Origin of the sequence: Halorubrum distributum JCM 10118 (genome assembly GCF_000337335.1) — an archaeon.
In the GTDB taxonomy this organism is placed as follows: domain Archaea; phylum Halobacteriota; class Halobacteria; order Halobacteriales; family Haloferacaceae; genus Halorubrum; species Halorubrum distributum.
This window is the reverse complement of record NZ_AOJN01000022.1, coordinates 48,862-75,417: the sequence shown is the minus strand read 5'-3', so window position 1 is coordinate 75,417 and position 26,556 is coordinate 48,862. Positions and strand designations below refer to the sequence as shown.

Here is a 26,556-nt window from a genome sequence, read left to right as displayed (position 1 = left end):
TCCCTCGCGCCATCAGAGATGTGTATAAGAGACAGGGCATCGACGCGCGCACCGAACGCGAGATCCGCGACGAGTGCGCCCGGGTCTTCGCGCGCAACGACGACCTCACGGAGTTCCTCGGTCGGGGCCACTACGGCCACTACGTGCCGAGCGTCGTCGACCACCTCGCGGACCGCGCGGAGTTCCTCACGAGCTACACCCAGTACCAGCCGGAGGTCTCGCAGGGGTTCCTCCAGGCGCTGTTCGAGTACCAGTCGATGCTGGTCGAGCTCACCGGGCTCGACGTCGCGAACTGCTCGATGTACGACGCCGCGACCGCGCTGGGCGAGGCCGCGACGCTCGCGGACCGCGTCCGGTCGACCTCGGGCGACACCGTCCTCGTCCCGGAACAGCTCCGCGAGGGGAAGCGCGCCGTCCTTGAGAACTACTGCGACGGCGCCGACCTGACCGTCGAGGCGTACCCGATGGCCGACGGGACCGCCGACGTCGACGCCCTCGCCGAGCGCGCGGGCGACGACGTCGTCATGCTGTACGCCGAGAGCCCGACCGTCCGCGGCTGTATCGAGGAGCGGCTCGCGGCGATCGGCGACCTCGCCGACGACACGGACGCGCTGTTCGCGCTCGGCTCGGACGTCGTCGCGCTGTCGGTGCTCGAATCGCCCGCGGACGCCGGCGCCGACGTCGTCGTCGGCGAGGCCGGCTCGCTCGGCCTGCCGACCGCCTACGGGATGGGACTCGGGCTCTTCGCCTGTAGCGACGAGTTCCTGCGGCAGGTCCCCGGTCGCCTCGTCGGCGCGAGCGAGGACGCGAACGGCGACCGCGCGTACACGCTGACGCTCCAGACGCGCGAGCAGCACATCCGCAAGGAGCGCGCCACCTCGAACATCTGCACGAACCAGGCGTGGGTCGCGCTCCGCGCGGCGATCCACGCGGCGACGCTCGGCCCCGACGGCCTCGTCGACCTCGCGAACGACTGCGTCCGCGAGGCCGAGGCGCTGGCGGCGCGGATCGACGAGCTGTCCGGCGCGGCCGCCCCGGTCCACGACCGCCACCACTTCCGCGAGTTCGCGGTGCGGGTCGACCAGCCCGCGCCGGCCGTCGCCGAGGACCTGGAGGCCGAAGGATTCGCGGTCCACGCGATCGGCGAGCACCTGCTCCAGGTGTGCGTCACCGACCTCAACGCGGGAGAGACGGACGGGCTCGTCGCCGCCTTCGAGGAGGTGCTCTGAGATGATCCACGACCAGGCCAACTACGAGCGAGAGGGAGAGGACGTGCGCGAGCCGCTGCTCTCGGAGAAGGGGCAGGAGACCGTCGACGTTCGCGAGGACTCCCCGCTGCCCGACGACCTGACCCGCGAGGAGCTGACGCTGCCGAACCCCTCGGAGCCGGAGACGGCGCGCCACTACACCCGGCTCTCGCAGATGAACTGGGCGATCGACTCGGGGCCGTACCCGCTGGGGAGCTGTACGATGAAGTACAACCCCAAGTTCACCGAGGACGTGGCGGCGGACCCGAACGCGGCGATCCACCCCGACCGCTCCGCGCGCTCGGCGCAGGGGAACCTCGAACTCCAGTACCGGCTCCAGGAGGTCCTCGCGGACATCGGCGGGATGGACGCGGTCACGCTCCAGCCGCCCGCGGGCGCCGCCGGCGAACTGACGGGGATCCTCGTCGCGAAGGCGTACCACGAACACCACGGCAACGACCGCTCGGAGGTCGTGATCCCGGCGTCGGCCCACGGGACGAACTTCGCGACCGCCGCGACCGCCGGCTACGACGTCGTCGAGCTCCCTTCGGGCGAGGACGGCCGCGTCGACCTCGAGGCGTTGGAGGCGGCCGTCGGCGACGACACCGCCGCCCTCATGCTCACGAACCCGAACACGGTCGGCCTCTTCGAGCGCGACATCACGGAGATCGCCGACATCGTCCACGACGCCGGCGGCCTGCTCTACTACGACGGCGCGAACCTCAACGCGCTGCTCGGCCGCGGGCGCCCCGGCGACATGGGGTTCGACGTGATGCACTACAACGTCCACAAGACGTTCGCGACGCCTCACGGCGGCGGCGGTCCCGGCGCCGGCCCGGTCGGCGTCGTCGACGAGCTGGCGCCGTTCCTCCCGACGCCCCGCGTCCGCGAGGCGGCGGAGGGGTCGGGGTACGAGCGGTTCGAGCCGGCCCACACGATCGGAAAGGTCCACGGGTTCGCCGGCAACTGGCACGTGTCGATCAAGGCGTACGCCTACATCGCCCGCCTCGGCGACGAGGGGCTGTCGGACGCGGCCGCGAAGGCCGTCCTCAACGCGAACTACCTCGCCGAGCGGATCGACCTGGACGTGCCCTTCGGCCCGTTCCACCACGAGTTCGCCGCGACCGCGGGCGACCGCGACGCGGCCGACGTCGCCAAGCGCATGCTCGACTTCGGCGTCCACCCGCCGACGACGAAGTGGCCGGAGATGGTGCCGGAGGCGATGCTGACCGAGCCGACCGAGATCGAGGGGCAGTCCTCGCTCGACGACCTCGCGGAGGCGTTTAACCTCGCGTACGCCGACACCGACGAGGCGCTCGACGCGGCCCCGAACCGGACGGCCGCGGGCCGGATCGACCAGGTCGGCGCCGCGCGGAATCCGCGGCTCTCGTGGCAGGCGCTCGACGAGGCGTAGCCGCTCGGGCGCGGGAAGGGAGATCGACCGCGTCAGGGCTCGGTCGCCGCCGACCGCACCGGCTCCTCGCGGTCGCGGGCTTCAAGCTCGTCCGCGTCGCGGTCGTCGCTGAACTCTTTGTCGTCGCTGTCGTCCGCGTCGCGGTCCTCACCGTCGAACTCCTCGCCGTCGAAGGCCGCCGTCTGGGGGGACTCGGCCTCGCCGGCCGCGGCCCCCTCGGCGTTCGACTCCGAAGCGAACGGGCCCTCGCCGTCGACGAACCGGCGCATCACCCGTCCCTCGGCGCGGTGGAGCGTCTCGCTACACGTCGACTTCGCGATCCCGTTCGCCTCGGCCAACTCCGTGAGCGTACACCGGCGGGGGGTGTCGTAGTACCCCGCCCTGACCGCCTCGAAGACGAGGTCGCGCTGGGCCTCGGTGAGCGTCCGGTCCGGGTCGTCACCACCCGTAGCGGCGACGCCGACCGTCATCCCGTCGCCCGCGAGCCGGCGGCCGAACGCCTCGATCCGGCCCCGGTCGCCGACGACGGTCACCGCCGCGCGGCCGTCGACGACCTCGACCGTCGACTCGATCGGGAGGCCCACCGCGCGCGCCGCGGGGAGGTACGCGGGGGCCCGTCCGACCACTCGGAGCGTGCGGACGTCCCCGCGGCGCTCGACCGCAGTCGCGCGCGAGACGTGCTCGTGGTCGCGGAGCGCGGCCTCGACGCGGTCCCTGTCGGTGCCGCCGACGCGGACGGTCGCGGCCACCGCCGGGTCGCCGTCGGTCGGCTGCCGGTCGTCGCCGTCGACCGCGATCGTCTCCGCGACCCGGAGCGTCGCCGCGGGGACGCGCCGGGAGACGTCCCCGAGCCACGATCCGGTCGGGAGGTCCAACCGCAGGTCGGTTCGGCTCATCGGTCCCACCTCGGTTCCCCCGGCGGATCGGACGCGGTCGCTGATGTGGGCATCTCGTACGTGGGTACGACGGCGGGCTCCCTCGGCGTACCCCTTCATACGTTTCGACCCTAAGTACCCGCCGCGACCGCAGCACCGAAGTTTCCGGCACGCGAGCGCGGACCCATGGAGACCACAGAGGCGTTCATCGGCCTGACCTGCGTCGACTGCGGGGAGACGTTCGACGCCGAGGCGGCGACCCACCGCTGTCCCGACTGCGACGGGATCCTCGACCCCGACTACGACTACGACCGGATCGACCTGACGCCGGAGACGCTCGACGCGCGCCCGGACGGGTCGATGTGGCGGTACGCCGAACTCCTCCCGTTCCCGGCCGAGACGGCGGTCTCGCTCGGCGAGGGCGCCACGCCGCTCGTCGAGTGCCCGTCGCTGGCGGACGCGATGGGCGTCGGCCGCGTCCTCCTGAAAGACGAGGGGGCGAACCCCACGGGGACGTTCAAGGACCGCGGGCAGTCGGCCGCGATGACGGCCGCGCGCGAGCACGGCGCGAGCGAGGTCGCGCTGAACAGCGCCGGCAACGCGGGGCAGGCGGCCGCGGCGTACGCGGCCCGCGCGGACCTCGACGCGCACGTGTTCCTCCCCTCGCGGGCCGGATTCACCCAGAAGGCGATGACGGAGGTCCACGGCGCGGACCTGACCGTCACCGACCCGATCGACGGGAACTCCCAGATCGGCGACGCGGGGAAGGCGTACGCCGAGGCGATAGAGGAGCATCCGGAGTGGTACTCGACGAAGACGTTCGTCACGCCGTACCGCCACGAGGGGAAGAAGACGATGGCGCTGGAGCTTTTGGCCCAGCTCGGCTGGGAGGCGCCAGACGGCGTCGTCTACCCGACCGGCGGCGGCGTCGGGCTGGTGGGGATGCACAAGGCGGCCCGGGAGGCCCGTGACCTGGGGTGGACCGACGAGCTGGTCCCGATGTACGCCGCGCAGGCCGCGGGCTGCGCCCCGGTCGTCGACGCCTACGAGTCGGGCGCCGACCGGCACGAGCCGCTCGACGACGACGAGGTCGACACGGCCTGTAACGGGATCGCGATCCCGGACCCGGGGGCGAGCCACCTCATCCTGAATGCGGTCCGCGAGTCCGGCGGCGGGGCGGTGGCGACGACCGACCGGGAGATCCTCGACGCCGCGATCGATGTCGCGCGGCGCGAGGGGCTGGAGGTCGGTGCCACCTGCGCGGCCGCCGTCTCGGGGGCGTTCGCGCTCGCGGAGTCGGGAGAGTTCGGCCCCGACGACACGGTCGTCCTGTTGAACACCGGCGCGGGCAACAAGGACGTCGACGCGCTGCGCGCGCACCTCGGCGAGCGGGAGGCAGAGGCGGGCGAGTAAGGGAGAGGCAGACGTCCCTCTCCACGGGCCGAGGCGTCGAACCGGAACCACTACGGCGGGGGGTCGCCACTCCTCGCGCATGGAACTCGGCGTCATCGGACTCGGGCGGATGGGGCAGATCGTCGCGAACCGGTCGCTGGAGGCGGGCCACGACGTGGTCGCGTTCGACCTCTCGGCGGAGGCGACCGCGGAAGCGGCGGCGGCGGGCGCGGAGCCGGCCGATTCGGTGGCCGACCTGTGTGACCGGTTGGGAAGCGACAAGCGCATCTGGCTGATGGTGCCCGCGGGCGACGCGGTCGACGCCACGCTCGCGGACCTGGAGCCGCACCTCGACGGCGAGGACGTCGTCGTCGACGGCGGTAACTCCCACTTCGAGGAGTCGGTGCGCCGCGCCGAGGAGACGGACGCCGCGTACCTCGACTGCGGCACCTCCGGCGGGCCCGCGAGCGCCGAGGCCGGCTTCTCGCTGATGATCGGCGGCCCGGCGTGGGCCTACGAGGAGTTCGTGCCGGTGTTCGACGCGGTGGCGACCGGTCCGGACGGCCACGACCGCATGGGCGAGTCGGGCTCGGGCCACTACGTGAAGATGGTCCACAACGGCGTCGAGTACGCGCTGATGCAGGCGTACGGCGAGGGGTTCGAGCTGCTCACCGACGGGCGCTACGACCTCGACATGGAGTCGGTGGCGCGCACTTGGAACAACGGCGCCGTGATCCGGTCGTGGCTGCTGGAGCTCTGCGAGGAGGCGTTCCGCGAGGAGGGGTCGGACCTCGGCGACGTGGCGGACCACGTCGCGGGCGGCTCGACGGGCACGTGGACGGTTCAGGAGGCGCTCGAACAGGAGGTTCCCGTCCCCATCATTTATCAGGCGCTCGCGGAGCGGTTCGACTCGCGCAACGAGGGTCGCTTCTCGCGCCGGCTCGCGAACCGGCTCCGGTACGGGTTCGGGCGCCACGAGGTCGCGCGGCGCGACGACGCGTAGCCGTCCCGGCGCGCGCGGCATCGGCGCGACGGTCCCCGCACGCGGCGTGACGTCCTCTTCAAGCGACACGTATTACTGAAGGCTGTCCGACAGTTCACACGTGCTCGACCTCGCCTTCAGTCGTCGGCAGTACCTCGTCCACCTCGCAGACGGTCCCGCGCGGATCCGGGACCTCGTCGACGCGTTCGAGCACTCCAGGTCGACGGTCAACCGAGCGGTCCGGGCCCTCGAAGCGGACGGGCTCGTCGAGCGCGGCGCGGACGGCTACGAGGCGACGTACGCCGGCCGGATCCTGTTGGACACCGTCGACGAGGCGGTCGCGGTCGCGGAGGCGGTCGAGACCGCGAACGGCGTCCTCAACGAGCTCCCGTCGTCGCCGCGGAACCACCGGTTCTTCGCGGACGCCGAGGTGGTGACGATAGCCGAGACGCCGCCGGCGACGGTGCTGTCCCGGCTTCAGCGCGTCGCCGAAGCCGCCGACCGGCTCCGGGGCGCGTCGATCGCCGCCAACGACGAGCAGTTCGTTTCGACGCTGTACCGCCGCACCGTCGTCGAGGGGTCGCTGGAGCTGTCGTACGTCCTGACGGAGTCGGTCGCGGACTACCTGGCCGCGGAGAGCCCGGAGCGGGCGCGCTCCATCGTCGAGGCCGAGGTTGAGGTGAGCGTCGTCGCCGACCTCCCGTTCGCGTGGTACCTGAGCACCGTCGACGGCCGGACGACGGCGTACCTCGCGATCCACGGCGACAAGGGCAACTTCCTCGGGTACGCCGCGAACGACGACTCGGACGCCGTGGCGTGGCTCGCCGACCTGTTCGAGGCCGAGCGCGAGCGCGGCACCCAGCTGGCGGCGTACTACCGGGCGAACGACGGCGACGCGCTCGCTCCGTAGCGGACGTCCCGGCCGAATCTCAGCGCGCGCGAGCCGCGGGAAACGCTTATATACGGTCATGGCAGAGAGTAACACGCATAGAATGTTCGAGCGATTCTCGAGCGGTTACTACCTGGGGGAACTGTACGTGGAACCCCACGACGGCGAGCGCGCCGTCATTCGGCGGGCGGACCACGAACACGTCAACGAGCAGCTGTACGCGGACGGCGAGGGGGTCGAGCGACTCGACGCGCCCCTCGTGATGAAAGTCGACGGCGGCCACATTCCGGTCGGCGGCGACGACGACGTACCGAGCGGCACGCTCGCGATTCCCCGAGGACTCGCCGACGAGACGCTCCCGGACCGGCGGAACGTGCTGTTGGCGGACGCCGACCGCGCCGAGACGCTCCTCCGCTGGGAGGGGTGGGAGCCGTTCGTGAACGCGTAGGACGCCGCCGCGTGTCTGAGGGAGTCGCGAACGGCGAAGGCCGCGGCGGTAGCGCCCGGAGACCGACAAGGGCGGGCCCGCGCGTCGAGTCGAACTGCGCGTGGGACCGACCGGCATAGCGACCGCGTAAGCGCGAAATGGTTCGATGTCGGGCCGCGGACGCCGCCGGAGCCGCCCGATCGGGCACTCGTGTTATTATGCCGGTCCGGCTCGTGTCGAACGTATGGCGCTCGCGCTCTCGGCCGAGCTGGTGGCGACCGTCGCGGTCGTCGTCGCGGTCGCGGGCGCCGTCAACGGGGTCGCGGGGTTCGGCTTCGCGGTCGTGGGGACGACGGTGCTCGCGTCGACGCTCGACCCGGCGGCCGCCGTCGCGTTCATGATCGTCCCGATGTTCGCGGTGAACGTCGCCCTCGTCGGAGAGCTCACGCGCGAGGAACTGCGGACCTGCGGGGCCCGGTTCGCACCGCTGCTCGTGGCCGCGCTCGTCGGCACCCTCGCGGGGATGGCGCTGCTCGATCGCCTCCCGGCGGCTCCCCTGCGCGTCCTGCTCGGCGTCGTCTCGCTCGGGTTCGTGGCGACCGCGCAGCGCGCGGTCTCGCTCCCGCCGCTGCCGACTTCGGCCGACCGCGAGCGCGCCGAAGGCCCGCTCGTCATGGGGGTCGTGGGCGTCGTCTCCGGCGTCCTGTTCGGCGCGACGAACGTCGGCGTCCAGCTGGTCGCGTTCGTCCGGAGCTTCGACCTCTCGCACGGGGTGTTCGTCGGCGTCGTGGCGCTGGTGTTCGTCGGGATCAACGGCCTTCGCGTCGGGGCCGCGGGCGCGCTCGGACTCTACCCGGACGCCGCGTTCGCGCTCGCGTCGGCCGCCGCCGCGGTCCCCGCGGTCGCCGGCGTCGCCGTCGGGACTCGCCTCCGAGACCGCGTGAGCGAGCGGCTCCGGCGCGGCCTCGTCCTCGGCCTCCTCACGGTCATCGGGCTCCGGCTGATACTCGGCGGCGCGGGCGTCGCCTGACCGGTGTCGCCGTCGCTCCGCCGGAGTCGCCGCCGGTCAGTCGACTGCGGCCTCGATGTCGCGGACGACGGACAGCACCGCCCGCCACTGCTCGACCGTCCCGGGCGGCTCGCGGTCGACGGTCCCGGTCCGGTCGGTGATCGACCGTCGGACCACCTGTGGGTCGTCGATCCGGCGGAGCTCGAGGTCCGGCCCGCCGGCGACTTCGATCGTGACCGTGCCGTACCCGAACGCGGAACCGGTCACCGATTGACTGTACGCCGTGTTCTGTACCTGTGCCAGCCCGACGCGGCGGACCTTTCGGCCGAGCACGCCGCGTTTCGACCAGATCGCTCGAGTCGTGACCACGTAGTCGGTCCGTGTGACGCGGAGCAGTTCCCAGCCGGCGATGCCGACGCCCAGCGGGCTCGCCGCGGCGATGCGCGGGTCGACCGCGGCCGCCGCGAGGAGCGCGACGGCGACGGTCGCGACGCCGACGACGCCCCCGCCGAGCGCCGCCGACAGCCGCGGGCGACCCGTCCACACGACGGTCTCGTCGTCGTGCCGAAACCACCAGTCGCCGGTCATCGGTCCTCGCGCGCCGTCTCCGACGCGGTCCGCTCGGCGCCGACGTCCTCGCCGGTCGCGGTCGGCGTCTCGGCGTCGCCGCCGGCACCGTCATCGGTGACCGCGGAGCGGATCGCGCGAAGTTCGACGAGGATCTCGGCGAGCACGTCGTCGGCGTCGCCGTCGCCGTCGGCGCTGTCCCGCTTTCCGGCGTCGATCTCCCTGGCGATCAGTTCCTGGACCGACGCCGGGTCCGGAATGCTCCGGAACCGTAGCTCGACGCCGGAGCCGCCGGCGGTGCTGACCTCGACCGACCCGTACCCGAGCGACGAACCGATGGCCGACTGCGAGTAGGAGATGTTCTGTACCTTCTCGAACCCGATCTGTTTCACGTCCCGGGAGAGGATGCCCCGCTTGCTGTAGAGCCCCTTGTTCGTGACGACGTAGTTCGTGTTCTTGTACTGGAGGTAGCTCGCGGCGACGATCGGGATCCCGACGAGGACGAGCGACAGGGGAACGCCGACGAGAAGCGCCGGGACGACGCTGTACCTGTGCGGCGTGCTCGCCCAGCGGATCTCCTCGTCGTCCTCGAGCGACAGCCAGTCGAGGTCGAGGTCGGCGGTGACGCCGTTGCCGGTCTTCGGTTCCTCTTGGAGGGACGGAGACGACATATCCCCCGAAGCGTCGGGAGACGCTAAAACGGTGGCGGAGGCGCACCGATCGGATCACGCGCGAAGCGGACGACGTGAACGCGGCGACGAACGGTCGCGCGGGAGACGGCGGCGGACGGTGGCGCGACGCGCGGACGGCCCGGAGAGCGGCGTCCGTCTCCGCCGCAGACGCACCTTTTACGTCGCGGCGGGTCGCGAATTCGGTATGATCGACAGGCTGCTCGGGCGCGCCGAACTGAAGGAGCGCATCGAGGAGTTGGAGGAGGAGAAGCGTCACCTCGAACGCCGCGCCGAGGCCGAGGAGGAGCGGCGCTCCGACGCGGTCGCCGACCGCCAGCGCGCCGAGGAGCGCGTCAACGAACTCGAACACCGGATCGAGTCGCTCGAAGAGCGGTTGGAGCGCGCCGAGGGGACCGAGGCGTCCGTCGAGTTCCGGCGCGTGAGCGACCGCAGCGGCTCGCGGCTGGCCGACGTGCTCGACCGCTTTCGGAGCGTCGAGAGCGACGACCCCGAGGGGCTACTTGCGGCGTACGTCCCGGACGCCGACTCGGTTCCGGCGACCGTCTCGGACTGGTTCGGCGACCGCACGGAACTGGTCCGGCGCGCCGCGCCCGCGGTCGTCCTCGCCGACGACACCGGCGCCGTGAGCGCGGCGCTGACCCCGCCGATCGAACCGGAACCGTTCGACCGCTGGGGCGATGAATTTCGGCTCGACGACGCGTGGTTCCGCCCGACCGGTCGATTCGCGTTCGCGCTGGTCCGTTCCGACGTGTTCGCCGTCGGCACCTACGAGGGCGACGAGCGGGTCGCCTTCGAGGGGTTCACCAGCGACGTGAAGGAGGCGCACTCGAAGGGCGGCTTCTCGCAGGGGCGCTTCGAGCGCCGCCGCGAGGGACAGATCGACGACCACCTGAAGAAGGCGAACGAGACGCTCGCCGGTGTCGCCGATGGGGACGACGTCGACCGCGTGATCGCCGTCGGCGAGCGCAGCGTCCTCGGCCGGGTGCGAGACCGCGCCGATGTGACTGACGTCTCCGACGCCACCGGGAAGCCAGAGGCGGCGCTCGACGACGCGTTCCGCGACTTCTGGCGAGTCCGCGTCCGCGCTATCTGAGCCATTTAAAAGGGGCAACCCCCCGTCAGAAGGGCGATTCGGGGCCTTCGTCCGGGTCGGCGTCGGGGTTCTCCGATTCGGTCAGCTCGCCAACCTCCTGTTCCCACGCCTCGATGCCGCCGCGGAGGCTCTCGACGCGCGCGTCCTGCGTGCCCTCGTAGCTGCCGATCAGCTGGGCCGCCTGCTGGCTGGCGACGCCGTGCGGACAGACGGTGACGATCCGCTCTGCTCCCTCGAGCTCCGCGATCCGACTCGTCAGCTCCGGGAACGGGATGCACTCGCTGTCGGGGAGGTGGCCGCGGTCGAACGCGCGCTGGTCGCGGATGTCGACGATACGGAGCGGTTCGGATTCGTCGTCGTCGCCGTCGGTGTCGTCCGCGGAGCCGTCGCGCTCGTCGAACAGCGCCGACAGCTCCTCGGGGTCGATTTCGCCGTCCATCAGGGGAGGGGGGCGAGAGTGGCCGTGAGCACGGCCCGGTCGTCGGTGTCGTTGCGTGCGCCGTGGACCGCGCCCCGCTCGTTCGGTACCACCGCGGGCGCCGCGAGCGCCGCTTCCTCGTCGTCGCGGACCACGGTCGGTTCGCCCTCCACCACGTGGAACACGTTCGTGGCGTCGGCGTGTTCGTGGGGGTCGACCGCCGCGTCGGGGCCGAGGACGAACGCCTTCACGAGCACGTCGTCGGTGACGACGAGCTCCGCGGTCTCGACCTCGCCGGGTGCCGGGTCGAGACCGGAGACCGCCGTCGCGTAGCTGTCGAGCGTCATACCCGCACCTCGCGCGGGACGGGGAAAAATCGCGCGCTCGGGACCCGGGACGCCCCCGCGGTCGAAACGGCGCGGGCTCAGTACGAGGGCGACTCCTCCGGCTCGCCGTCGCGCGCGTTGACGACCCTCCCGAGGGTGAAGAGGAGGTCCGAGAGCCGGTTGAGGTAGGTGACGACGGCCTCGTTTATCGGCTCCGAGCGCGCGAGGTCGACGACGCGGCGCTCCGCCCGTCGCGCCACGGCGCGCGCGTGGTGGAGCGCCGCCCCCGCCTCCCCGCCGCCGGGCAGGATGAACGACGTGAGCGGCTCCAGCTCCTCGTCGAACGCGTCGATGTGCGCCTCTAACGCCTCGGTGTGTTCGCTCTCGACCTGCGGGTCCTCCGGGTCGGGATCGGGGTTCGCGAGGTCCGCCTGGACGATGTGGAGGTGGTTCTGGATCGTCTCCAGCAGGTCGTCCACGTCGTCGTGGCCCGTCGGGCGAATCGTGCCGAGCAGCGCGTTCGCCTCGTCGACGGAGCCGTACGCCTCGATGCGGTGGCTCGACTTCGACACCCGGCTCATGTCCCGGAGGTCGGTCTCGCCCTCGTCGCCGCGGCCGGTGTAGATGCTCATGCGAGGGTCCTCTCGACGTACTCGACGATGTTCGCGCTCTCCGCCATCGTCACGCCGCGCTCCTCGTCGACGAGGACGGGGACGCCGCGCTGGCCGCTGACGCGCTTGACCTCGTTCCGGTCGGAGTGAAGCGCCTCCACCCACTCCGTCTCGTACTCGACGCCGGCCTCGTCTAACGCCTCGGCGGCCGTCTCGCAGAACGGACACCCGTCGAGGGCGTACAGTCGAACGCTCATACCGATCGATCCGTCCGCGCCGTCAAGAAGGTGTGCGTCCGCGCCTCCCCCCGCCGCGACCGCGGCGCGGAGCCTCGCCCGAGCGCCTCACAGGTCGTGGTACGACTCCATCGCGGCCCGGTGTTCCTCCGGGATGGGTGCGGGGTCCCCCGTCTCCGGGTCGAGGGAGACGAGCGTCGCCTCGGCCTCCGCGGCCGCCTCGCCGCCGGCCCGGACCTCGTGGACCATCGTCGCGCTCGACCGCCCGAGGTCGGCCACGTCGACGGTGACGATGACCTCGCCGTCGACGAGCTCGACCGGCCGCCGGAAGTCGATCGATATCGACGCCAGCACGGTCGACACGCGCGAGAGGTCGGCGTTGAGGACGTCGCTGAAGTACCGCGTCCGCGCCTGCTCAATGTACGTCGCGTAGACGGCGTTGTTGACGTGACCCATCGCGTCGATGTCGCGGAACCGCACGTCGATGTCCGCGGTGTACGTACCCATATCCGACCCACTGGCGGGGATCGTATGTAGGCGTCGGGATCGGGACGACCACGGCCGAAAACGCGGACGTGGCGGTCTCGACAACGTATAAAACGGCCGCGCGTCTATCACCGCGGTATGGACAACGGCGCGATAGACGACGTCGACAGGGCGATCCTGTACGCGCTACAGGAGGACGCACGGAACACGTCGTCCGGGGACGTCGCGGAGCGGACCGGCACCTCGGACAGCACCGTCCGCAAGCGGATTCAGCGGCTCGAGTCCGAGGAGGTGATCAAGGGGTACAGCGCCAGCGTCGACTACCAGCGGTCGGGGTACCCCCTCCGGATGCTGCTCTACTGCACCGCGTCGATTCCGGAGCGCGGCGAGCTCATCCCGGACATCCTCGACATCGACGGCGTCGTGTCGGTCCAGGAGCTCGTCACCGGCGAGCAGAACCTCCTCGTGACCGTGGTCGGCGAGTCGGACGACGACATCACGCCGGTGGCGCAGGCGCTCCTCGACATGGGCGTCACCGTCGCCGACGAGGTACTCGTGCGGACCCACGAGACGACCCCGTTCGGTGAGTTCGACGTCGAGCGGAACGGCGAGGATTGACCGAGGCGGGGCGGGCCGGAGAGGCGGTCAGCCGACGACCCGCTTCACGTCGAGCCCGGTCGCCCGCCGAACGACCGCTGCCACCGGGTCTTCGGTGTCGGAGAGGTTGTCCGAGTCGCCGTCGAGGACGAGGAGCGCCGCCCGGCGGCCCGGTTCGACGACCCCGCAGTCCAGGCCGGCGATCTCGGCGCCCGCGGCGGTGGCCATCCGCAGCACCTCCCGGTCGGTGACGTCGAACCGCTTCGCCGCGGTCGCCATCTCCCGGAACATCGACGGTTGGTTCAGCATGACGTTGTCCGTGCCGAGCGCGACCGTCGTGTGATCGAGCAGCTCCCGAATCGGCGGCTTTCCGACGTCGAGGACCGCGTTCGCTCGCGGACAGACCGCGACCGGAACGGACTGGTCCGCGACGCGCTCCAAGTGGTCCGCCTCGGCGTGGACCATGTGAACGAGGAGGTCCGGGTCCAACTCGAGCGCCGGGTGGATGTCGGTCGCGTCCGGTTCGCCCGCGTGGATCGCGAAGGGTCGGCCGCGCTCCTCGCAGGCGGCGCGCTCCGCGGTGAAGTCGTCGTCGTTCGCCCCGGAGGCGCCGTAGCCGTCGGCGACGTCGAGGACAGACGGGTCGTCGCTCCCGAAGACGAACGGGTCGACGCCGGTGTCGGCTGCCGCCTCGCGCAGGGCCCGCGCGCCGGCGGGTCCCGACTCCCGGAAGTCGAGACAGGAGACCGTGCCGGTCCGCCGCATGAACCGGAGGGTCCGCCGCATCGCCGACACCAGTTCGTCGCGGTCGGCGGCCGCCAGTCGGCGGTGTTTCAGGCTGTCCGGCGGCGCCACGGCCTCGTCGAGCGAGAGGCCGACCGCCGCATCCTTCGCGACGGAGTCCCCGAGATGGGTGTGCGCGTTGACGAACGCCGGCAGCACGATGTCCGTCGAGTCGGTGGCCGCCTCCTCGACGGCCTCGATCCGCCCGTCGTCGACGACGACGCGCCCGCTGACGGGGTCGAACGACTCGCCGGCGAGGACGGTCCCCGAGAGTTCCTCCATACCGGCCTTCCGAACTCGGGAACGATATGATTTCCTGAGTGGCGACGGCGAACGGTTCGTGAACGCGCCCCGTCGCCGGGCCGACGCGCTCGCCGCTCACCAGCCGCTCCGATAAACATAATGTTCTATAATTTTGTTTATTCGAACGTTTTGTGAATACAGACAGTTTTAATAGACATTATGTTCTCAAAACAGAGTAGACACGACCAAAACCGGATCCGGACGCGCTCCGGACGCCGGCCGCGGTCGCGTGACTGGTCGAACGATGTCAGGACGCACCTCGAAACCGACGGTCGGAGCGCTCCGGGAGACGGCCGAGTCGTCGGCCGCTCCCGTCGCACTAACGCGGCTCGCGTGGACGCTGTTCGCCGCGAGCGTCGCCGCGCTCGTCGCCCACGTCCGACTCGGGGGGCCGTGGGAGATCCCCGGCGCCGTCGCCGTCGACGGGCTGACCGTCCTGCTGTGGGTCGTCGCGACGTTCTTCAGCGGGATCGTCCACAGCTACTCGCGCCGCTACATGGCGGGGAGCGCCCACGAGACCGACTTCTTCCTCGGGGTCTTCGGGTTCACGCTCGCCGTGATGGCGCTCGTCGCGGCCGACCACGTCGCGCTGTTCTGGTGCTTTTGGCTGGCGATGGGGCTCCTGATGGCCCGGCTCATCGGCACCGTCGACGGCTGGCCGCAGGCCCGGGCCGCCGCGAGCGTCGCCCGCCGGTACTTCCTCGCCAGCAGCGCGCTGCTCGGCGTCGCCGTGACGGCGCTGTGGTGGGCGACCGGCGCGACGACTGTCTCCGGTATCGCCGCGGGCGCCGACGCCCTCGGCGGGCCCGCGTGGCTCGTCGCCGGCGCAGCGCTCGTCCTCGCGGCGATGATCCAGTCGGCGCTCGTCCCGTTCCACGGCTGGCTGCTCTCCTCGATGACCGCCCCCACGCCGGCGTCGGCGCTGATGCACGCCGGGTTCGTCAACGCGGGCGGCATCCTGTTGACCCGCTTCGCGCCGGTCGTGACCGTCGAGACCGGGCTCATGCTCGCTATCGTGGTCGTCGGCGCCGCGAGCGCGCTGGCCGGAAAGCTGCTCAAAACCGTTCGGTCGGACGTCAAGGGCGAACTGGGCTGTTCGACGGTCGGCCAGATGGGCTTCATGATCGTCCAGGCCGGGCTCGGCTTCTTCGCCGCCGCCGTCACGCACCTCGTCTTACACGGCTTCTACAAGGCGTACCACTTCCTGAGCGCGGGTGACGAGGTCGAGCACGCGGCCCCGAGCGAGGACGGACACGAGCCCGACGGAACGGGCGTCGCCGGCGCGGTCGTCGTGCTGGCGACCGGAGTCGCGGGCGGCGCGACGTTCGCGCTCCTGACGGGGAAGGGGACGAGCGTCGACAGCGGGCTGCTGCTCGCGGGGTTCGTGACGCTCACGACGCTCCACGCGGCCCGGAGCGCCGTCCGCCGGACCGGCCTCTCGACGGCGGCCCGCTACGGGGCGGTCCCGCTGGTCGCGCTCCCCGCGATCGCCGTGTACGCGCTCGCGTACAGGGCCGTCTCGGGGCTGCTCGCCGGGCTGCCGCTCGTCTCTGCCCCGACAGAGCTGACCGCGCTCCACGCGCTCGTCGCCGTCGCCTTCCTCGCCGCGTACGTCGGGATCGAGACCGGCGTCCACGAGCGGAGCGAGCGCCTCTACGTCGCGCTCACGAACGCGGGGCAACCCGCACCAGACACCGTCCTGACCGCCACGGAGGAGTACGATGAACGCTGAATCCACCACCGGAGACGACGCCGACGCAACAGGACGCGACGGAAACACGGTCGAAGACGAGATCGACGCGGCCGCGACCGCCGTCGGCTCGGTCTGGCCGGTCCACTCGTTCGTGACCGCGAACCCCCTCGCCGGCTTCGAGGACCGGCCGTTCGACGAGGCGGTGAGCCGGGCGGCGGGCCTCCTCGGCGGCCGCGGCTACCCGCGCGCGAAGACGTTCCGGGCGGCCCTCGACGAGGGACGGATCGCCCCCGAACTGCTCGACGCGGAACTGACCGACCGGGGCTACGATGCCGACCCCGAGGCCCTGCTGGAGCGGCTGGAGACCGCCGAGGAGACGGACGAGTCGGGCGGGGCCGGCGGGACGGAAGGGGCGGCCCCCGCCGCCGAGCGCGTCGACCGCGTGCTGACGAAGTGGCTGTCGGCGTTCCTCGACGAGGGGCGGGCGGAGTGGGCGATGCCGAACCGCGAGGCGGGGTTCTACGAGGCGTTCCGCTCGGTGGCCGCGTACGACGACGAAATTCCGAATACGGGACTCGCCGCCGACCTGCCGGCGTCGCCGATCGAGGCGATCGAGGCCGCGCTGGCCCCGTATCCCCGCGACCGCTGGGAGGCCGTCTTCGAGGCGCAGTTCGCCGCGCTCCCCGGGTGGACCGGCCTGCTCACGCAGCGCGCCGAGGACGGCGGCGCGTGGCAGTCCGCGTACCCGATCACGCCTGCGGGGTACCTCGCGGCGCGGCTGGCGCTGGCGGACGCCTTCGGGGTCGATCTCTCGCCGCCGGAGGAGTCCGACGGGCCGGCGGTCGAACCGAGCGACGAGATCGCCGACGCGTTTCTGAGCGCGTGGGAGGCGACCTACCGCGACGGGCTCGTGGAGCGGGTCGCCGCCGAGGGCGAGGCGCGCGACCGGGGGAGCGAAGCACGTGGGAAGGACGGGGGCCGCGCCGACGGCGGCGCGTCGGGTCGCCCGGACGCCCAGCTGGTCTTCTGTATCGACACCCGCTCGGAGGTGATCCGCCGGCACGTCGAGGCGACCGGCGACTACGAGACGCACGGGTACGCCGGCTTCTTCGGCGTCCCGATGGAGTACACCGGGTACGACACCGACGTGTCCGTCGAGGCGTGTCCACCGATCGTCGACCCGCAACACCGCGTCTCCGAGGTCCCGGGCGACGACGACGCGCGGGCGAGCCGCGACCGCTGGGCCGACCTCCGCGAGGCCGCCGGCGAGGTGGTCCAGACGCTGCGGTCGAACCCCGCCACCGCGTTCAGCTTCGTCGAGGGCGCCGGGAGCGGGTACGGCCTCGCGCTCGCGGCGCGCACGCTCGTGCCCGGCCGGGTGCGCGACCTGCTCGCCGGCGCCGACGACGCGGTGCCCGACGACCACGAGTTCTGCGAGCCCGGCGTCCACGAGCACGACGCCTCCAATGAGGGGCTTCCGACGGGACTGACCCGCGACGAGCGGGTCGAGTACGCCGCGACCGCGTTCGAGCTGATGGGGTGGGAGGCGTTCGGTCGCCTCGTCGTCTTCGCGGGCCACGCGGCCGAGACGGCGAACAACCCCTACGACTCCAGCCTCGACTGCGGCGCCTGCGCCGGCAACCCGGGCGGCCCGAACGCCCGCGCGCTCGCCGCGATCTGTAACGACTCGGAGGTGAGGGCGGGGCTGCGCGAGCGCGGGATCGACGTGCCCGACGACACCGTCTTCCTCGCGGCCGAACACAACACCACGACCGACGAGATCGAGCTGTACGACGGCGACGTGCCGGACTCGCACGCCGCAGACCTCGAACGGTTGCGCGCGGACCTCGACGCCGCTCGCGGGCGCGCCGCACGCGAGCGCACCGGGCAAGAGGCCGAGGAGTCGGCCGTCCGCGAGACCGAGCGGCGCGCCGCCGACTGGGCCGAGACGCGCCCCGAGTGGGGGCTGGCGGGCAACGCCGGCTTCGTCGTCGGTCCCCGCGAGCTGACGAGCGGCCTCGACCTCGACGGGCGCGTCTTCCTCCACTCATACGACTGGTCGACCGATCCGGACGGCGACGCGCTCGAAGCGATCCTGACCGGCCCGATGGTCGTCACGCAGTGGATCAACGCGCAGTACTACTTCTCGACGGTCGACAACGCGGCGTACGGGAGCGGGTCGAAGGCGACCCACAATCCCGTCGGCAACGTCGGCGTCTACCAGGGCAACGGCGGCGACCTCATGACGGGCCTCCCGCTCCAGTCGGTCAAGGCCGCCGCCGGCGAGCCGTACCACCAGCCGCTCCGGCTCTCGACGGTCGTCCACGCGCCGGTCGACCGCGTCACGGAGGTCTTGGCCGACAACGAGGCGGTGACCGGCCTGCTGGACAACGACTGGCTCTCGCTGACGGTCGTCGACCCGACGCGCGACCACCGCGCCTTCGAGTACGAGGAGGAACTGGCGTGGGCGCCGGTTCCCGAAGCGGCCGAATCGCACGCGGAGCCGCGCACGGCCCCCGCCGTGGCGGACGACTGAGGTCACAGCCCGCTCGACGAGGGTGCGCCGCCGGTACCCCTCGCGCCGAGTCCGACAGTTTAAACGCGTTCAAAACACCGATACGGTCGGTCTCGTGGTCCGTAGCCGCGGGTCCACGTCCGCTCCGAGGACGCGCCGAAGTTTTATTAATTTAGGTGGTTTAGTTATTACTGTACAATAGTGACCGGAGAACGTCTCTCCCGAGCTGCGACGGACCGACCGACGGCCGGCCGTGAACGAGCCGTCGGAGCGACCGGACTGATAGCACTGGTACTCCTGTCGGTGGTGGCGATAGCCGACGGGGTTAACTGGAAGCTCGTGGCGGTCTCTTGGACCGCGTTCGCGGCGATGGCCGTCGGCGCACCGCTCGGAGCGCGTGCGGTGCGGAGCAACCACCCCTTGGAGCCGGTCTGGGGGTACGGGCTGGCCAGCGGCGCGATGGTGACAAGCGCCGCGCTCTTCCTGATCCCACAGGCGCTCGGCCAGCACGGCCGACTCGGCAGCCTCGGCATAGCGGTCGGCTTCCTGGGTGGGTACGCCGGACACACGGTCGGACACCGGTTCACCCATCTGGAGCTACCCGTCGATCGAACGACGGCCGAGCTGACGGTTCACGCGCTCGCGGCCGGTGCGATCATCGGCGCGATCTACACGGCGATGCCCTCGCTCACCTCCGTCCTCGGGGTCGCGCTCGTCTCGCACAAGGCGCCCGCCGGGTACGCCGCGGCCCGTCGGCTCGCCGAGCGGGGGCATTCGGTCGTCACCCTGCTGTTGCCCGCGGCGGCGGTCGGCATCGTGGCCCTCCCGGTCGGTATCGTCGGGCTTTCGCCGGAGAGCGGGCTTCGCGGGCTCCTTTTCGGCATCGCCGCCGGCGTGTTCCTTCACGTCGCCGTCGATCTGCTGCCGGAGTGTACCACCGGGAGCGAGACGTGCCCCGTCGGCGCCGCGGACCACGACGCCGACGGCCACCGGCTCCGGGACCGGCTCCGCCGACACGCCGTCCTGAGCTCGATCCTCGGCGGCGTCGCGGTCGCCGCGGCGTGGTGGGTCGCGGTCTGACGCGCACCGCGTCGCCGCCGGCGCCGCGACGAGCGGTTCACACGCCGGGGACGCCGAACGCGCTGATTCCGAGGCCGAGAACGCCGTTCAGGACGGCGATGACGACCAGCGCGGCCGCCCACGCGACGAGCCCCATGACCGCGGCGTCCTTCCAGCCGCCGGGGTAGCGCCACTTGATGACCCACACCCACGCGACCAGCGCGACCACCGACCCGATCAGCGGGATCAGCGATCCGATCGCCCACGCGAGGGCGCCGAGCAGCGCCGTGACCACCGCGTGCGAGTAGTCGTCGACGCCCGCGACGACGCGTCCGCTGACGTATATGCCCAGTCCACCGACCAACAGCGCGACGACGAACGAGACGATAGCTCCGAGAACCATGTGTGCGCCGTCTCGGGTCGGAGGGATATAACGCGGGGGCAGCGTCTCGCTCGGTGACAAGTCGTGGACGGGCCGCCGGCGCGGCGAGTCCTCGCCGCTCGGACGGGCCGCGGTTCTCGCTCAGTACAGCAGCTCGTCGTCGTTCTCGATCATGTACAGCGACCGGGCGGCGATGTTGACCGCGTGGTCGCCGACGCGTTCGAGGTCGCGGATCGTGAGCAGGAGCCGCGAGACGTTCCGCATCGTCGCCTCCACGTCCTCCTCTTCGCGGAGCTCGTCGCGCTCGATGAGGTCGCGGACGACGAGTTCGCTCGCGGCCTCGCAGGCGGCGTCGAGCTCGTCGTCCGACTCCGCGACGGCGTAACACCGCTCGGAGTCCGACTCCGCGTACGCGTCCATCGCCTCCTGGAGCATCGCCAGCGTGTCGTCGCCGATGCGCTGGACGTCCACGTCGGGGAACACCTCGCGGTCCGCCCGCTTGGCGTACTCCCCGAGGTTCGTCGCGAGGTCCGCGATCCGTTCGAGGTCGGTGATGATCTTGAACGACGCCGCGATGAATCGCAGGTCGCCCGCGACCGGCTGCTGGAGCGCGATGAGATCAGTGCACTGCCCTTCCAGTTCGAGGTAGAGGTCGTTGATCTCGGCGTCGCCGGCGATCACTTCCTCGCCCAGCTCCGCGTCTTGCCGTTCGAGGGCGTCGAGCCCCATGCGGAGGCGCTCGGCGACCACTTCGCTCATGTAGAGGACGTCGTCGCGGAGTCCCTCCAGCTTCGTCTGGTACTGTTCGCGTGGCATCTTGGCAGATCCGCCTCGCCCGACGCACAAAAACACGTCGGCAACGGCGAAGTGGCGGAGATTGTCTCCGGTTGTCCGACGTAGGATCGAACGCTGCCCGTGTGTGCGTTGATTTATATACAGGGGAGAAACGCCGTCCCATGTCACGTGAACTCGACCGGTCGCGGCGGCGCGTGCTCCGCGGCGTCGCGACCGGAGTGACGGCGGGGGCCATCGCCGGGTGCGCCGGCCGCGGCTCCGACGACGGGAACGGAACGGCCGGAGACGGAACCGGCGGAACCGACGGCAACGGGACCGACGACGGGGGCGGGGGCGAGGGGCAGCCCGTCAGCGGCGGCGAGTTGGTGTACTCACAGCAGGTGTCGCCGATCGAGTTCGACCCGATCGTCGTCAACGACATCTACTCGCAACAGGTGTGTTCGCAGGTGTTCGAGCCGCTGTACGCCTACGACGAGCGGACGGACCCGGTTCCGCACCTCGCGAGCGAGGAGCCGACCGTCGAACGCGACGGGACGCGGTACGTCGTGGAGCTGCGCGACGGGCCGCGCTTCCAGAACGGGGACCCGGTCACCGCCGAGGACGTCAGGTACTCGCTGCTCGCGCCGGTCGAGGAGGAGACCGCCAACGCGCCGGACGTCGAGATGATCGACGCGATCGAGGTCGTCGACGACCGGACCGTCCAGATCGACCTCCAGTACGGGTACGGCCCCTTCTACACGCTCGCGCTGACGCGGAACGTGGTTCCCAAGTCGGTCCGCGAGGAGGACAAGTACGCGTTCAACCTCGAGGATCCGTTCGGGTCGGGACCGTTCGAGTTCGTCGATTGGAAGGAAGGCAACTACGTCGACTTGGAGAAGTGGGACGACTACTGGGGCGACACGCTGCCGCACCTGAACCGGCTCCGGTTCGAGCCGGTCGCGGAGAGCACGACGCGCGTCGTCTCGCTGGAGACCGGTCAGTCGGACGTCGCGGACGGGATCACGCCCCAGACGTGGGAGACGGTCCAGAGCGCGGACAACATGTCGCTCCAGTCGGAGCCCGGCATCTCCTACTACTACATCGCGTTCAACTGTAACGAGGGGCCAACCGCGGACCCGCAGGTCCGCGAGGCGATCGACTACGCCGTCTCGATGGACCAGGCGGTCTCGAACTTCATCGAGCCGGCCGGCGAGCGCAACTACGCGCCGGTGCCGCTCCCGGTCGCCGACTCGTGGGACTTCCCGACCGACGAGTGGGCGGACATCGGCCACGACCGCGACGTCGACCGCGCCGCGGAGTTGCTCTCGGAGGCGGGCGTGCCCGAGGACTACAACTTCCGTATCATCGTGCCGCCGGACGACCTCCGGGAACAGATCGGGATATCGGTCTCGAACGGCCTGAACGAGGCCGGCTACGACGCGGAGGTGCGCCGGTACGACTGGGGGACGTTCCTCGACACGTACGACACCGGCGACGAGGACGACTACAACATGTACGCGCTGGGGTGGCTCGGCGGCCCGGACCCGGACTCGTACGTGTACAACCTGTTCCACGACGGCCAGATCGGCGCCACCAACGGGACCTACTACGAGAACGACGACCTCATGGCCGACATCATCGAGGCCCGACGCGCCAGCGACATCGACGAGCGGCGCGAACTGTACGAGTCGATCATTCCGACGGTGCTCGAAGACCGGGTCCACCTGCCCAGCTACAGCCTGCGCGTCTCCATCGGCGTCCGCGACTACGTCGAGGACTTCGTCGCCCACCCGCGCTCGCAGTACAACCCGCGGGCCCTGAGCGACTACAACAACGTCTGGCTCGACCAGTGACGGACCGGTTCGGCGGGTAGCGCGGCCTCGGTCGAAGCGTTCAAACCCCGCCGCGACGAGGCCTCGGACATGCAGAACATGGAAGACTTCGTCTTCGACGAGAACGAGGAGGCGCTCGCACCCGCGGTCGTGGTCGCGACGGTCGCGCTCCTCGCGATATTCGTCGTCGGGTTCCTGGTCGCGGCGGTCGGACTCGTCGCCTGACGAGCCCCCGTTTCGGCGGCGGAACCCCGCGATTCCGCCGCCGGCGAGGCGGGCGCTCTCGCGGAGAGCCACCCAGCGGCCACGGCGTTTTTTGTTTCTCCGGCGGGTCGGGACGATATGCACCGCGGGATACTCGTCGACCTCCTCGACCGCAACGACGACCACGTCGCCGCGCTCCCGTCCGGCTCCTTCGACCGGCAGCGCGACGGCCAGCGACCCGGCGTGGTCTCCGTCTGCTGTTCCGACTCGCGCGTCTCCCAGGAGGGGATGTTCGCCGTCGAGGAGCCGGGGTTCCTCTTCACCTCCGGGGCCATCGGCAACAGCGTGAGCGCCCTCGTCGACGGCGAGCGCGTCCTCGACGGGAGCGTGGCGTACCCGCTCGGGCACACCCACACCGAGGTCCTCGCCGTGGTCGGCCACACCGGCTGCGGCGCGGTCGACGCCGCGCTCACGGCGGCTCGCACCGGTGAATTCCCGGCCGAACCGGGCGTCCGCGCCGACGTCGAGGCGCTGTTACCGATCGTCGAGGCCGGGCTGACCGACCCGGCCGTGGTCGGTGAGGGGGGCGACGTCGCTGGCGACCGCGCGGGCGACGAGAACGCGGACAACGATGCCGATACCTCGGTCCGCGACCGCCTCGTCGAGTACAACGTCCACGAGCAGGTCGCGTTCGCCCGAGAGAGCGAGGAGGCGGCGGACGCGACCGTCTACGGGTTCGTCTACGACCTCCACGGCGTCTACGGCGACCGCGACGGCGCCGTCTACCTGGTGAACGCCGACGGCGAGCGCGATCCCGCAACGCTTTGCGACCTCGTCGGCGAGGCGCACGCCGACCACGTGGCGACGCTGCTGGAGCGGTAGGACCGCCTCCCGGCGCGGATCCCGAGCGCCGGGGGCCGGGGTGCGCATCCGACAACCGTTTCACGGCGACGCTCGAAGGGGATTCAAATGGACCGACGCGTCCTGTTCGCGACGCTGATACTGCTGGCCGGCGGCGCGACTGGCGTCGGCGTGGCGCTGTTCGCGTTCGTCGGCGTCGACGACGCCACGACGGAGGCCACGGTCGTGTGGGAGTCCGAGCCGGCCGCGGGCGACGACGGCAGCGGCGCCGTGATCGCGACCGTCGACGGTGACCCGCTCCTCCTCCGGCCCGCGGTCGAGAACGGGTCGCGGGTCGTCACCGCGACGGTCGCCGGGACGGACGAGACGCCGTGGACAGTTCCGGTCTCCGGACCGGACGCGGAGCGCGGCGGCGGGGACGGCACCGGTGGCGGCGACGGGGACGCCGGCGGGAACGACTCCGACGGGGCCGGCGGCGATCCCCTCGCCGTCAGCGGCCTCACCGCGGGCACCCTCGGCGGCGACCCGGTGGTCGCGCTCACGACGGCGGCGGGCGAGCTCGTCGTCCTCGACGCGGCGGACGGGACGGAGCGGTTCGCGGTCGACCTCGGCGGCCCCGCCGGCCTCCGACCGACCATCGGCGACCTCACCGGCGACGGGAGCCGCGAGGTCGCCGCGGTCACGACGGACGGGGAGGTTCGCGTCCTCGACGGCGAGGGGGACCCGGTCGCCGAGGCCTCGCTGGCTGGGGAGATCGACCGCCGGCCGCTCGTCGTCGAGCCGGACGCCGAGGCCGGCGAGCGGGGCGGGCTCGCCGTGCTGACGACCGCGGGCGACCCCGCGACGGTCCACATGCTCGACGCGAGCGGCGGCACGCGCTGGACGACCGAGCCGAGCGTGAACCCGCTGAGCTGGAACGCGGCGGACAGCCGCGACGGGCCGGTGCTTGCGCTCGGCGGCGCAAGCGGGACCATCGAGACCGTAGAGGCGAGCGACGGGTCGGACCGGTACGAGGTCAAGCTCCAGGACCGCCCGATCGCCGTCGGGGACGCGGACCCCGGGCGGGTGTACGTCGGCGGCTCCGGGAGCGTGTGGGCCGTCGACCTCCTCGACGGCGAGGTCGTCTGGAAACAGCAGTACGGCGCGTCGACTCGGGTCAACGAGCCGCGCATGGCGGACGTCGACGGGAACGGCGAGCGCGCGCCGGTGGTACTCAACCGGGCCGGCGGGGTGCTCGCGATGACCCAGAGCGGCGAGGTGATCGCCCGGGGCGACGCCGGCGACGTCGTCGCCTACGGCGGCCCCCTGTTCGCCGACGTGACGGGCGACGGCGGCGACGAGGTGATCGTGGTCGCGGACGACGGGACCGCGATCGCGGTCGACACCTGAGACGGCGGGGTCGTTCCCAGTCGATTTATAAACAGATCTCTCACGGAAACCGAGAGACCGCGACGAGTTACCGGGCGTGATTCACCGGAAACGGGGTGTGTCGACTGAGCGAGGGCTCGGCGGGCGTCGGGCGCAGCGAAAAGTGGAAAGTTCCGAGAGCCGCGGCGTCAGTGGTCTTCGTCCTCGTACACCCACGCCGAGGTGTCGAGGTCGTAGTCGACGAGCTCCTCGTCGTCGAAGAACAGGTCGATCTCGCGCTCGTTGGCGCCCTCGTCCTCGTGGTCCGACGCGTGGATCACGTTGTGGCCGAGGTCGAGGCCGAAGTCGCCGCGGATCGTGCCCGGGGCGGACTCGGCGGGGTCGGTCTCGCCGACCATCGCGCGGACCTGTCGGGTCGCGTCCGCGCCCTCCCACACCATCGCGAAGACGGGGCCGGAGGTGATGAAGTCGACGAGGCCGTCGAAGAACGGCTTGCCCTCGTGTTCGCCGTAGTGCTCGTGGGCGAGGTCGTCGTCAATCCGCATGAACTTCCCGGCGACGAGCTTGAGCCCGCGGTCCTCGAAGCGAGAGACGATCTCGCCGATGAGACCGCGCTGGACGCCGTCTGGCTTCACCATCACGAAGGTGCGCTCGTCGTGGTGGCTCACTGCTCGTCGCCTCCGGCTCGGTGGCCCTCCTCGGTCCACTCGACGTCGCGCGCCTCGCGGCCGAGGAAGTAGTTCTTCTCAGCCTTCGAGTCGACGAAGTGGAGGACGGTGCCGTCCTTCTTGACGAACATCGTGCCCGTGCCGGGCTCGATCTCCTCACCGCTGTAATCGCAGGTACGTGTCTCGACCATTGGTTATCGGCCTCCGATTGAGTCGGCGTCGCGCTGGGTCTCCCGCAGCTGGAGCACGTCGCCCAGACGGACGGGACCCAGGACGTTCCGGGTGATGATCCGGCCCTGGTTCGATCCCTCCTGGATGCGGCACTTGACCTGCATGGCCTCGCCGTGCATCCCGGTCTTGCCGACGACCTCGATGACCTCCGCGGTCGTCGAGTCGCCGGTGCCCTCTTCTGCGCTCATGGGTGGTTATCGGAGCTCCGCGACCTTCTCGCCGATGTCCTCGACGTCGTCGGCGGCGTCGCCGGCGTCGACGACGGCGGCGGCGGCCGAGCCGACCTCGAGGCCGGCGGCCTGGCCGACCTCGTCCTGCGTGTCGACGAAGGCGACGGGGATCCCCTTCTCCTCGGCGAGTTCGGGGAGGTGCATCACGATCTCCTCGGGGGAGACGTCCTCGGCGACGATGACCAGGTCGGCGTTGCCGCGCTCGACGGCCTTGGTGGTCTCGTTGGTTCCTTTCTTTACTGTACCGGTGTCTCGGGCGACCTCGAGCGCTTCGAGGGATCGCTCCGCGAGGTCCGCCGGGGTGTCGTAGTCTACGTAAACGGGCATATGTTGTTCACCTATCCTCCGTGTAGGCTCGCGTGTCCGTCCCGTGGTCGGTCCCTAACGGAACG

31 protein-coding genes are annotated in these 26,556 nt (G+C 71.3%); 16 read left to right on the top strand and 15 right to left on the bottom strand.

Annotated features, from left to right (window positions below; genetic code table 11):
• Nucleotides 1-20 precede the first annotated feature (20 nt).
• Both gcvPA and gcvPB read left to right on the top strand, forming a co-directional pair.
• On the top strand, nt 21-1,229 hold the full coding sequence (gene gcvPA, locus C466_RS03970; protein WP_004599581.1) for an aminomethyl-transferring glycine dehydrogenase subunit GcvPA: 1,209 nt from the start codon (nt 21-23) through the stop codon (nt 1,227-1,229).
• Between the two features lies 1 nt (nt 1,230).
• Nucleotides 1,231-2,661, top strand: a complete 1,431-nt coding sequence (gene gcvPB, locus C466_RS03965) for an aminomethyl-transferring glycine dehydrogenase subunit GcvPB (protein ID WP_004595292.1) — start codon at nt 1,231-1,233, stop codon at nt 2,659-2,661.
• A 32-nt stretch (nt 2,662-2,693) separates the two neighbouring features.
• Here gcvPB and C466_RS03960 read toward each other — a convergent pair whose 3' ends face one another.
• Nucleotides 2,694-3,557: a helix-turn-helix domain-containing protein gene (locus C466_RS03960; RefSeq protein WP_004599580.1), complete on the bottom strand. Its 864-nt coding sequence runs from the start codon at nt 3,555-3,557 to the stop codon at nt 2,694-2,696.
• Nucleotides 3,558-3,722: 165 nt separating this feature from the next.
• On the opposite strand from C466_RS03960, the gene C466_RS03955 reads away from it, so the two are divergent.
• From C466_RS03955 to C466_RS03935, 5 genes are all read left to right on the top strand, one after another.
• Complete coding sequence (locus C466_RS03955; RefSeq protein WP_004595294.1) at nt 3,723-4,949, top strand: threonine synthase; 1,227 nt, start codon at nt 3,723-3,725, stop codon at nt 4,947-4,949.
• A 79-nt stretch (nt 4,950-5,028) separates the two neighbouring features.
• Nucleotides 5,029-5,931: a phosphogluconate dehydrogenase (NAD(+)-dependent, decarboxylating) gene (gene gnd, locus C466_RS03950; RefSeq protein WP_004595295.1), complete on the top strand. Its 903-nt coding sequence runs from the start codon at nt 5,029-5,031 to the stop codon at nt 5,929-5,931.
• 100 nt (nt 5,932-6,031) lie between these two features.
• Entirely contained in the window at nt 6,032-6,820 is a 789-nt protein-coding gene (locus tag C466_RS03945; RefSeq protein WP_004595296.1) for a MarR family transcriptional regulator, read from the top strand.
• Between the two features lie 82 nt (nt 6,821-6,902).
• Nucleotides 6,903-7,247 carry a DUF5802 family protein gene (locus tag C466_RS03940; RefSeq protein WP_004595297.1) on the top strand — a complete coding sequence of 115 codons (345 nt, stop codon included), beginning with the start codon at nt 6,903-6,905 and terminating at the stop codon, nt 7,245-7,247.
• A 223-nt stretch (nt 7,248-7,470) separates the two neighbouring features.
• Nucleotides 7,471-8,256, top strand: a complete 786-nt coding sequence (locus tag C466_RS03935; protein WP_004595298.1) for a TSUP family transporter — start codon at nt 7,471-7,473, stop codon at nt 8,254-8,256.
• Between the two features lie 36 nt (nt 8,257-8,292).
• On the opposite strand, the gene C466_RS03930 is transcribed toward C466_RS03935, so the two are convergent.
• Together C466_RS03930 and C466_RS03925 are read right to left on the bottom strand one after the other, a co-directional pair.
• Nucleotides 8,293-8,823, bottom strand: coding sequence for a PH domain-containing protein (locus C466_RS03930; protein ID WP_004595299.1), 531 nt, complete (start codon nt 8,821-8,823; stop codon nt 8,293-8,295).
• Nucleotides 8,820-9,473: a PH domain-containing protein gene (locus C466_RS03925; RefSeq protein ID WP_004595300.1), complete on the bottom strand. Its 654-nt coding sequence runs from the start codon at nt 9,471-9,473 to the stop codon at nt 8,820-8,822. The genes C466_RS03930 and C466_RS03925 overlap by 4 nt, the downstream gene beginning before the upstream one ends.
• Nucleotides 9,474-9,678: 205 nt before the next feature.
• Here C466_RS03925 and C466_RS03920 point away from each other — a divergent pair, with 205 nt between their 5' ends.
• Nucleotides 9,679-10,587, top strand: coding sequence for a Vms1/Ankzf1 family peptidyl-tRNA hydrolase (locus C466_RS03920; RefSeq protein ID WP_004599579.1), 909 nt, complete (start codon nt 9,679-9,681; stop codon nt 10,585-10,587).
• A 25-nt stretch (nt 10,588-10,612) separates the two neighbouring features.
• Here C466_RS03920 and C466_RS03915 read toward each other — a convergent pair whose 3' ends face one another.
• The 5 genes from C466_RS03915 to C466_RS03895 form a co-directional block, all read right to left on the bottom strand.
• Nucleotides 10,613-11,026: a rhodanese-like domain-containing protein gene (locus tag C466_RS03915; RefSeq protein ID WP_004595302.1), complete on the bottom strand. Its 414-nt coding sequence runs from the start codon at nt 11,024-11,026 to the stop codon at nt 10,613-10,615.
• Nucleotides 11,026-11,352: a cupin domain-containing protein gene (locus tag C466_RS03910; RefSeq protein WP_004595303.1), complete on the bottom strand. Its 327-nt coding sequence runs from the start codon at nt 11,350-11,352 to the stop codon at nt 11,026-11,028. Before C466_RS03910 ends, C466_RS03915 begins: the two co-directional genes overlap by 1 nt.
• Nucleotides 11,353-11,429: 77 nt before the next feature.
• The gene (locus tag C466_RS03905; RefSeq protein WP_004595304.1) at nt 11,430-11,963 is read right to left on the bottom strand and encodes a cob(I)yrinic acid a,c-diamide adenosyltransferase; all 534 of its coding nucleotides are present in this window, start codon (nt 11,961-11,963) and stop codon (nt 11,430-11,432) included.
• Entirely contained in the window at nt 11,960-12,199 is a 240-nt protein-coding gene (locus C466_RS03900; RefSeq protein WP_004595305.1) for a glutaredoxin family protein, read from the bottom strand. The genes C466_RS03905 and C466_RS03900 overlap by 4 nt, the downstream gene beginning before the upstream one ends.
• Nucleotides 12,200-12,286: 87 nt before the next feature.
• Nucleotides 12,287-12,685 carry an acyl-CoA thioesterase gene (locus C466_RS03895; RefSeq protein ID WP_004595306.1) on the bottom strand — a complete coding sequence of 133 codons (399 nt, stop codon included), beginning with the start codon at nt 12,683-12,685 and terminating at the stop codon, nt 12,287-12,289.
• Nucleotides 12,686-12,802: 117 nt separating this feature from the next.
• Here C466_RS03895 and C466_RS03890 point away from each other — a divergent pair, with 117 nt between their 5' ends.
• A complete protein-coding gene (locus C466_RS03890; protein ID WP_004595307.1) occupies nt 12,803-13,282 on the top strand; it encodes an Lrp/AsnC family transcriptional regulator in 480 nt (159 codons plus the stop codon).
• Nucleotides 13,283-13,309: 27 nt separating this feature from the next.
• Here C466_RS03890 and C466_RS03885 read toward each other — a convergent pair whose 3' ends face one another.
• The gene (locus tag C466_RS03885) at nt 13,310-14,326 is read right to left on the bottom strand and encodes an amidohydrolase family protein (protein WP_004595308.1); all 1,017 of its coding nucleotides are present in this window, start codon (nt 14,324-14,326) and stop codon (nt 13,310-13,312) included.
• Nucleotides 14,327-14,591: 265 nt separating this feature from the next.
• Here C466_RS03885 and C466_RS03880 point away from each other — a divergent pair, with 265 nt between their 5' ends.
• From C466_RS03880 to C466_RS03870, 3 genes are all read left to right on the top strand, one after another.
• A complete protein-coding gene (locus tag C466_RS03880) occupies nt 14,592-16,079 on the top strand; it encodes a proton-conducting transporter transmembrane domain-containing protein (RefSeq protein ID WP_004595309.1) in 1,488 nt (495 codons plus the stop codon).
• Entirely contained in the window at nt 16,069-18,576 is a 2,508-nt protein-coding gene (locus C466_RS03875) for a DUF2309 domain-containing protein (RefSeq protein WP_004595310.1), read from the top strand. Before C466_RS03880 ends, C466_RS03875 begins: the two co-directional genes overlap by 11 nt.
• A 285-nt stretch (nt 18,577-18,861) precedes the next feature.
• Complete coding sequence (locus C466_RS03870; protein WP_004595312.1) at nt 18,862-19,635, top strand: ZIP family metal transporter; 774 nt, start codon at nt 18,862-18,864, stop codon at nt 19,633-19,635.
• Between the two features lie 37 nt (nt 19,636-19,672).
• Here C466_RS03870 and C466_RS03865 read toward each other — a convergent pair whose 3' ends face one another.
• Both C466_RS03865 and phoU read right to left on the bottom strand, forming a co-directional pair.
• Nucleotides 19,673-20,017, bottom strand: coding sequence for a hypothetical protein (locus C466_RS03865; protein WP_004595313.1), 345 nt, complete (start codon nt 20,015-20,017; stop codon nt 19,673-19,675).
• A gap of 120 nt (nt 20,018-20,137) precedes the next feature.
• Nucleotides 20,138-20,812, bottom strand: coding sequence for a phosphate signaling complex protein PhoU (gene phoU, locus C466_RS03860; protein ID WP_004595314.1), 675 nt, complete (start codon nt 20,810-20,812; stop codon nt 20,138-20,140).
• A 140-nt stretch (nt 20,813-20,952) separates the two neighbouring features.
• On the opposite strand from phoU, the gene C466_RS03855 reads away from it, so the two are divergent.
• The 4 genes from C466_RS03855 to C466_RS03845 all read left to right on the top strand — a co-directional run bounded on the left by C466_RS03855 (nt 20,953) and on the right by C466_RS03845 (nt 25,056).
• The gene (locus C466_RS03855; protein ID WP_004599578.1) at nt 20,953-22,623 is read left to right on the top strand and encodes an ABC transporter substrate-binding protein; all 1,671 of its coding nucleotides are present in this window, start codon (nt 20,953-20,955) and stop codon (nt 22,621-22,623) included.
• A gap of 69 nt (nt 22,624-22,692) precedes the next feature.
• Nucleotides 22,693-22,827: a hypothetical protein gene (locus C466_RS17435; RefSeq protein WP_004595316.1), complete on the top strand. Its 135-nt coding sequence runs from the start codon at nt 22,693-22,695 to the stop codon at nt 22,825-22,827.
• 117 nt (nt 22,828-22,944) lie between these two features.
• Nucleotides 22,945-23,688: a carbonic anhydrase gene (locus C466_RS03850; protein ID WP_004595317.1), complete on the top strand. Its 744-nt coding sequence runs from the start codon at nt 22,945-22,947 to the stop codon at nt 23,686-23,688.
• 87 nt (nt 23,689-23,775) lie between these two features.
• On the top strand, nt 23,776-25,056 hold the full coding sequence (locus tag C466_RS03845) for an outer membrane protein assembly factor BamB family protein (protein ID WP_004595318.1): 1,281 nt from the start codon (nt 23,776-23,778) through the stop codon (nt 25,054-25,056).
• Between the two features lie 167 nt (nt 25,057-25,223).
• Here C466_RS03845 and ndk read toward each other — a convergent pair whose 3' ends face one another.
• The 4 genes from ndk to rpl7ae are packed head-to-tail and all read right to left on the bottom strand — an operon-like array spanning nt 25,224 to nt 26,491.
• On the bottom strand, nt 25,224-25,703 hold the full coding sequence (ndk, locus tag C466_RS03840; RefSeq protein WP_004595319.1) for a nucleoside-diphosphate kinase: 480 nt from the start codon (nt 25,701-25,703) through the stop codon (nt 25,224-25,226).
• The gene (locus C466_RS03835) at nt 25,700-25,894 is read right to left on the bottom strand and encodes a 50S ribosomal protein L24e (RefSeq protein WP_004595320.1); all 195 of its coding nucleotides are present in this window, start codon (nt 25,892-25,894) and stop codon (nt 25,700-25,702) included. Before C466_RS03835 ends, ndk begins: the two co-directional genes overlap by 4 nt.
• A gap of 3 nt (nt 25,895-25,897) precedes the next feature.
• Nucleotides 25,898-26,122 (bottom strand): 30S ribosomal protein S28e, encoded by a 225-nt coding sequence (locus tag C466_RS03830; protein ID WP_004595321.1) that lies wholly within the window; start codon nt 26,120-26,122, stop codon nt 25,898-25,900.
• Nucleotides 26,123-26,128: 6 nt separating this feature from the next.
• Nucleotides 26,129-26,491 carry a 50S ribosomal protein L7Ae gene (gene rpl7ae, locus C466_RS03825; RefSeq protein WP_004595322.1) on the bottom strand — a complete coding sequence of 121 codons (363 nt, stop codon included), beginning with the start codon at nt 26,489-26,491 and terminating at the stop codon, nt 26,129-26,131.
• Nucleotides 26,492-26,556: the final 65 nt, after the last annotated feature.

Coding starts and splice junctions, on each gene's coding strand:
- gcvPB (WP_004595292.1), top strand. CDS start 1,231: ATGATCCACGACCAGGCCAACTACGAGCGAGAGGGAGAGGACGTGCGC.
- C466_RS03960 (WP_004599580.1), bottom strand. CDS start 3,557: ATGAGCCGAACCGACCTGCGGTTGGACCTCCCGACCGGATCGTGGCTC.
- C466_RS03955 (WP_004595294.1), top strand. CDS start 3,723: ATGGAGACCACAGAGGCGTTCATCGGCCTGACCTGCGTCGACTGCGGG.
- gnd (WP_004595295.1), top strand. CDS start 5,029: ATGGAACTCGGCGTCATCGGACTCGGGCGGATGGGGCAGATCGTCGCG.
- C466_RS03940 (WP_004595297.1), top strand. CDS start 6,903: ATGTTCGAGCGATTCTCGAGCGGTTACTACCTGGGGGAACTGTACGTG.
- C466_RS03935 (WP_004595298.1), top strand. CDS start 7,471: ATGGCGCTCGCGCTCTCGGCCGAGCTGGTGGCGACCGTCGCGGTCGTC.
- C466_RS03930 (WP_004595299.1), bottom strand. CDS start 8,823: ATGACCGGCGACTGGTGGTTTCGGCACGACGACGAGACCGTCGTGTGG.
- C466_RS03925 (WP_004595300.1), bottom strand. CDS start 9,473: ATGTCGTCTCCGTCCCTCCAAGAGGAACCGAAGACCGGCAACGGCGTC.
- C466_RS03920 (WP_004599579.1), top strand. CDS start 9,679: ATGATCGACAGGCTGCTCGGGCGCGCCGAACTGAAGGAGCGCATCGAG.
- C466_RS03915 (WP_004595302.1), bottom strand. CDS start 11,026: ATGGACGGCGAAATCGACCCCGAGGAGCTGTCGGCGCTGTTCGACGAG.
- C466_RS03910 (WP_004595303.1), bottom strand. CDS start 11,352: ATGACGCTCGACAGCTACGCGACGGCGGTCTCCGGTCTCGACCCGGCA.
- C466_RS03905 (WP_004595304.1), bottom strand. CDS start 11,963: ATGAGCATCTACACCGGCCGCGGCGACGAGGGCGAGACCGACCTCCGG.
- C466_RS03900 (WP_004595305.1), bottom strand. CDS start 12,199: ATGAGCGTTCGACTGTACGCCCTCGACGGGTGTCCGTTCTGCGAGACG.
- C466_RS03895 (WP_004595306.1), bottom strand. CDS start 12,685: ATGGGTACGTACACCGCGGACATCGACGTGCGGTTCCGCGACATCGAC.
- C466_RS03890 (WP_004595307.1), top strand. CDS start 12,803: ATGGACAACGGCGCGATAGACGACGTCGACAGGGCGATCCTGTACGCG.
- C466_RS03885 (WP_004595308.1), bottom strand. CDS start 14,326: ATGGAGGAACTCTCGGGGACCGTCCTCGCCGGCGAGTCGTTCGACCCC.
- C466_RS03880 (WP_004595309.1), top strand. CDS start 14,592: ATGTCAGGACGCACCTCGAAACCGACGGTCGGAGCGCTCCGGGAGACG.
- C466_RS03875 (WP_004595310.1), top strand. CDS start 16,069: ATGAACGCTGAATCCACCACCGGAGACGACGCCGACGCAACAGGACGC.
- C466_RS03865 (WP_004595313.1), bottom strand. CDS start 20,017: ATGGTTCTCGGAGCTATCGTCTCGTTCGTCGTCGCGCTGTTGGTCGGT.
- phoU (WP_004595314.1), bottom strand. CDS start 20,812: ATGCCACGCGAACAGTACCAGACGAAGCTGGAGGGACTCCGCGACGAC.
- C466_RS03855 (WP_004599578.1), top strand. CDS start 20,953: ATGTCACGTGAACTCGACCGGTCGCGGCGGCGCGTGCTCCGCGGCGTC.
- C466_RS17435 (WP_004595316.1), top strand. CDS start 22,693: ATGCAGAACATGGAAGACTTCGTCTTCGACGAGAACGAGGAGGCGCTC.
- C466_RS03850 (WP_004595317.1), top strand. CDS start 22,945: ATGCACCGCGGGATACTCGTCGACCTCCTCGACCGCAACGACGACCAC.
- C466_RS03845 (WP_004595318.1), top strand. CDS start 23,776: ATGGACCGACGCGTCCTGTTCGCGACGCTGATACTGCTGGCCGGCGGC.
- C466_RS03835 (WP_004595320.1), bottom strand. CDS start 25,894: ATGGTCGAGACACGTACCTGCGATTACAGCGGTGAGGAGATCGAGCCC.
- C466_RS03830 (WP_004595321.1), bottom strand. CDS start 26,122: ATGAGCGCAGAAGAGGGCACCGGCGACTCGACGACCGCGGAGGTCATC.
- rpl7ae (WP_004595322.1), bottom strand. CDS start 26,491: ATGCCCGTTTACGTAGACTACGACACCCCGGCGGACCTCGCGGAGCGA.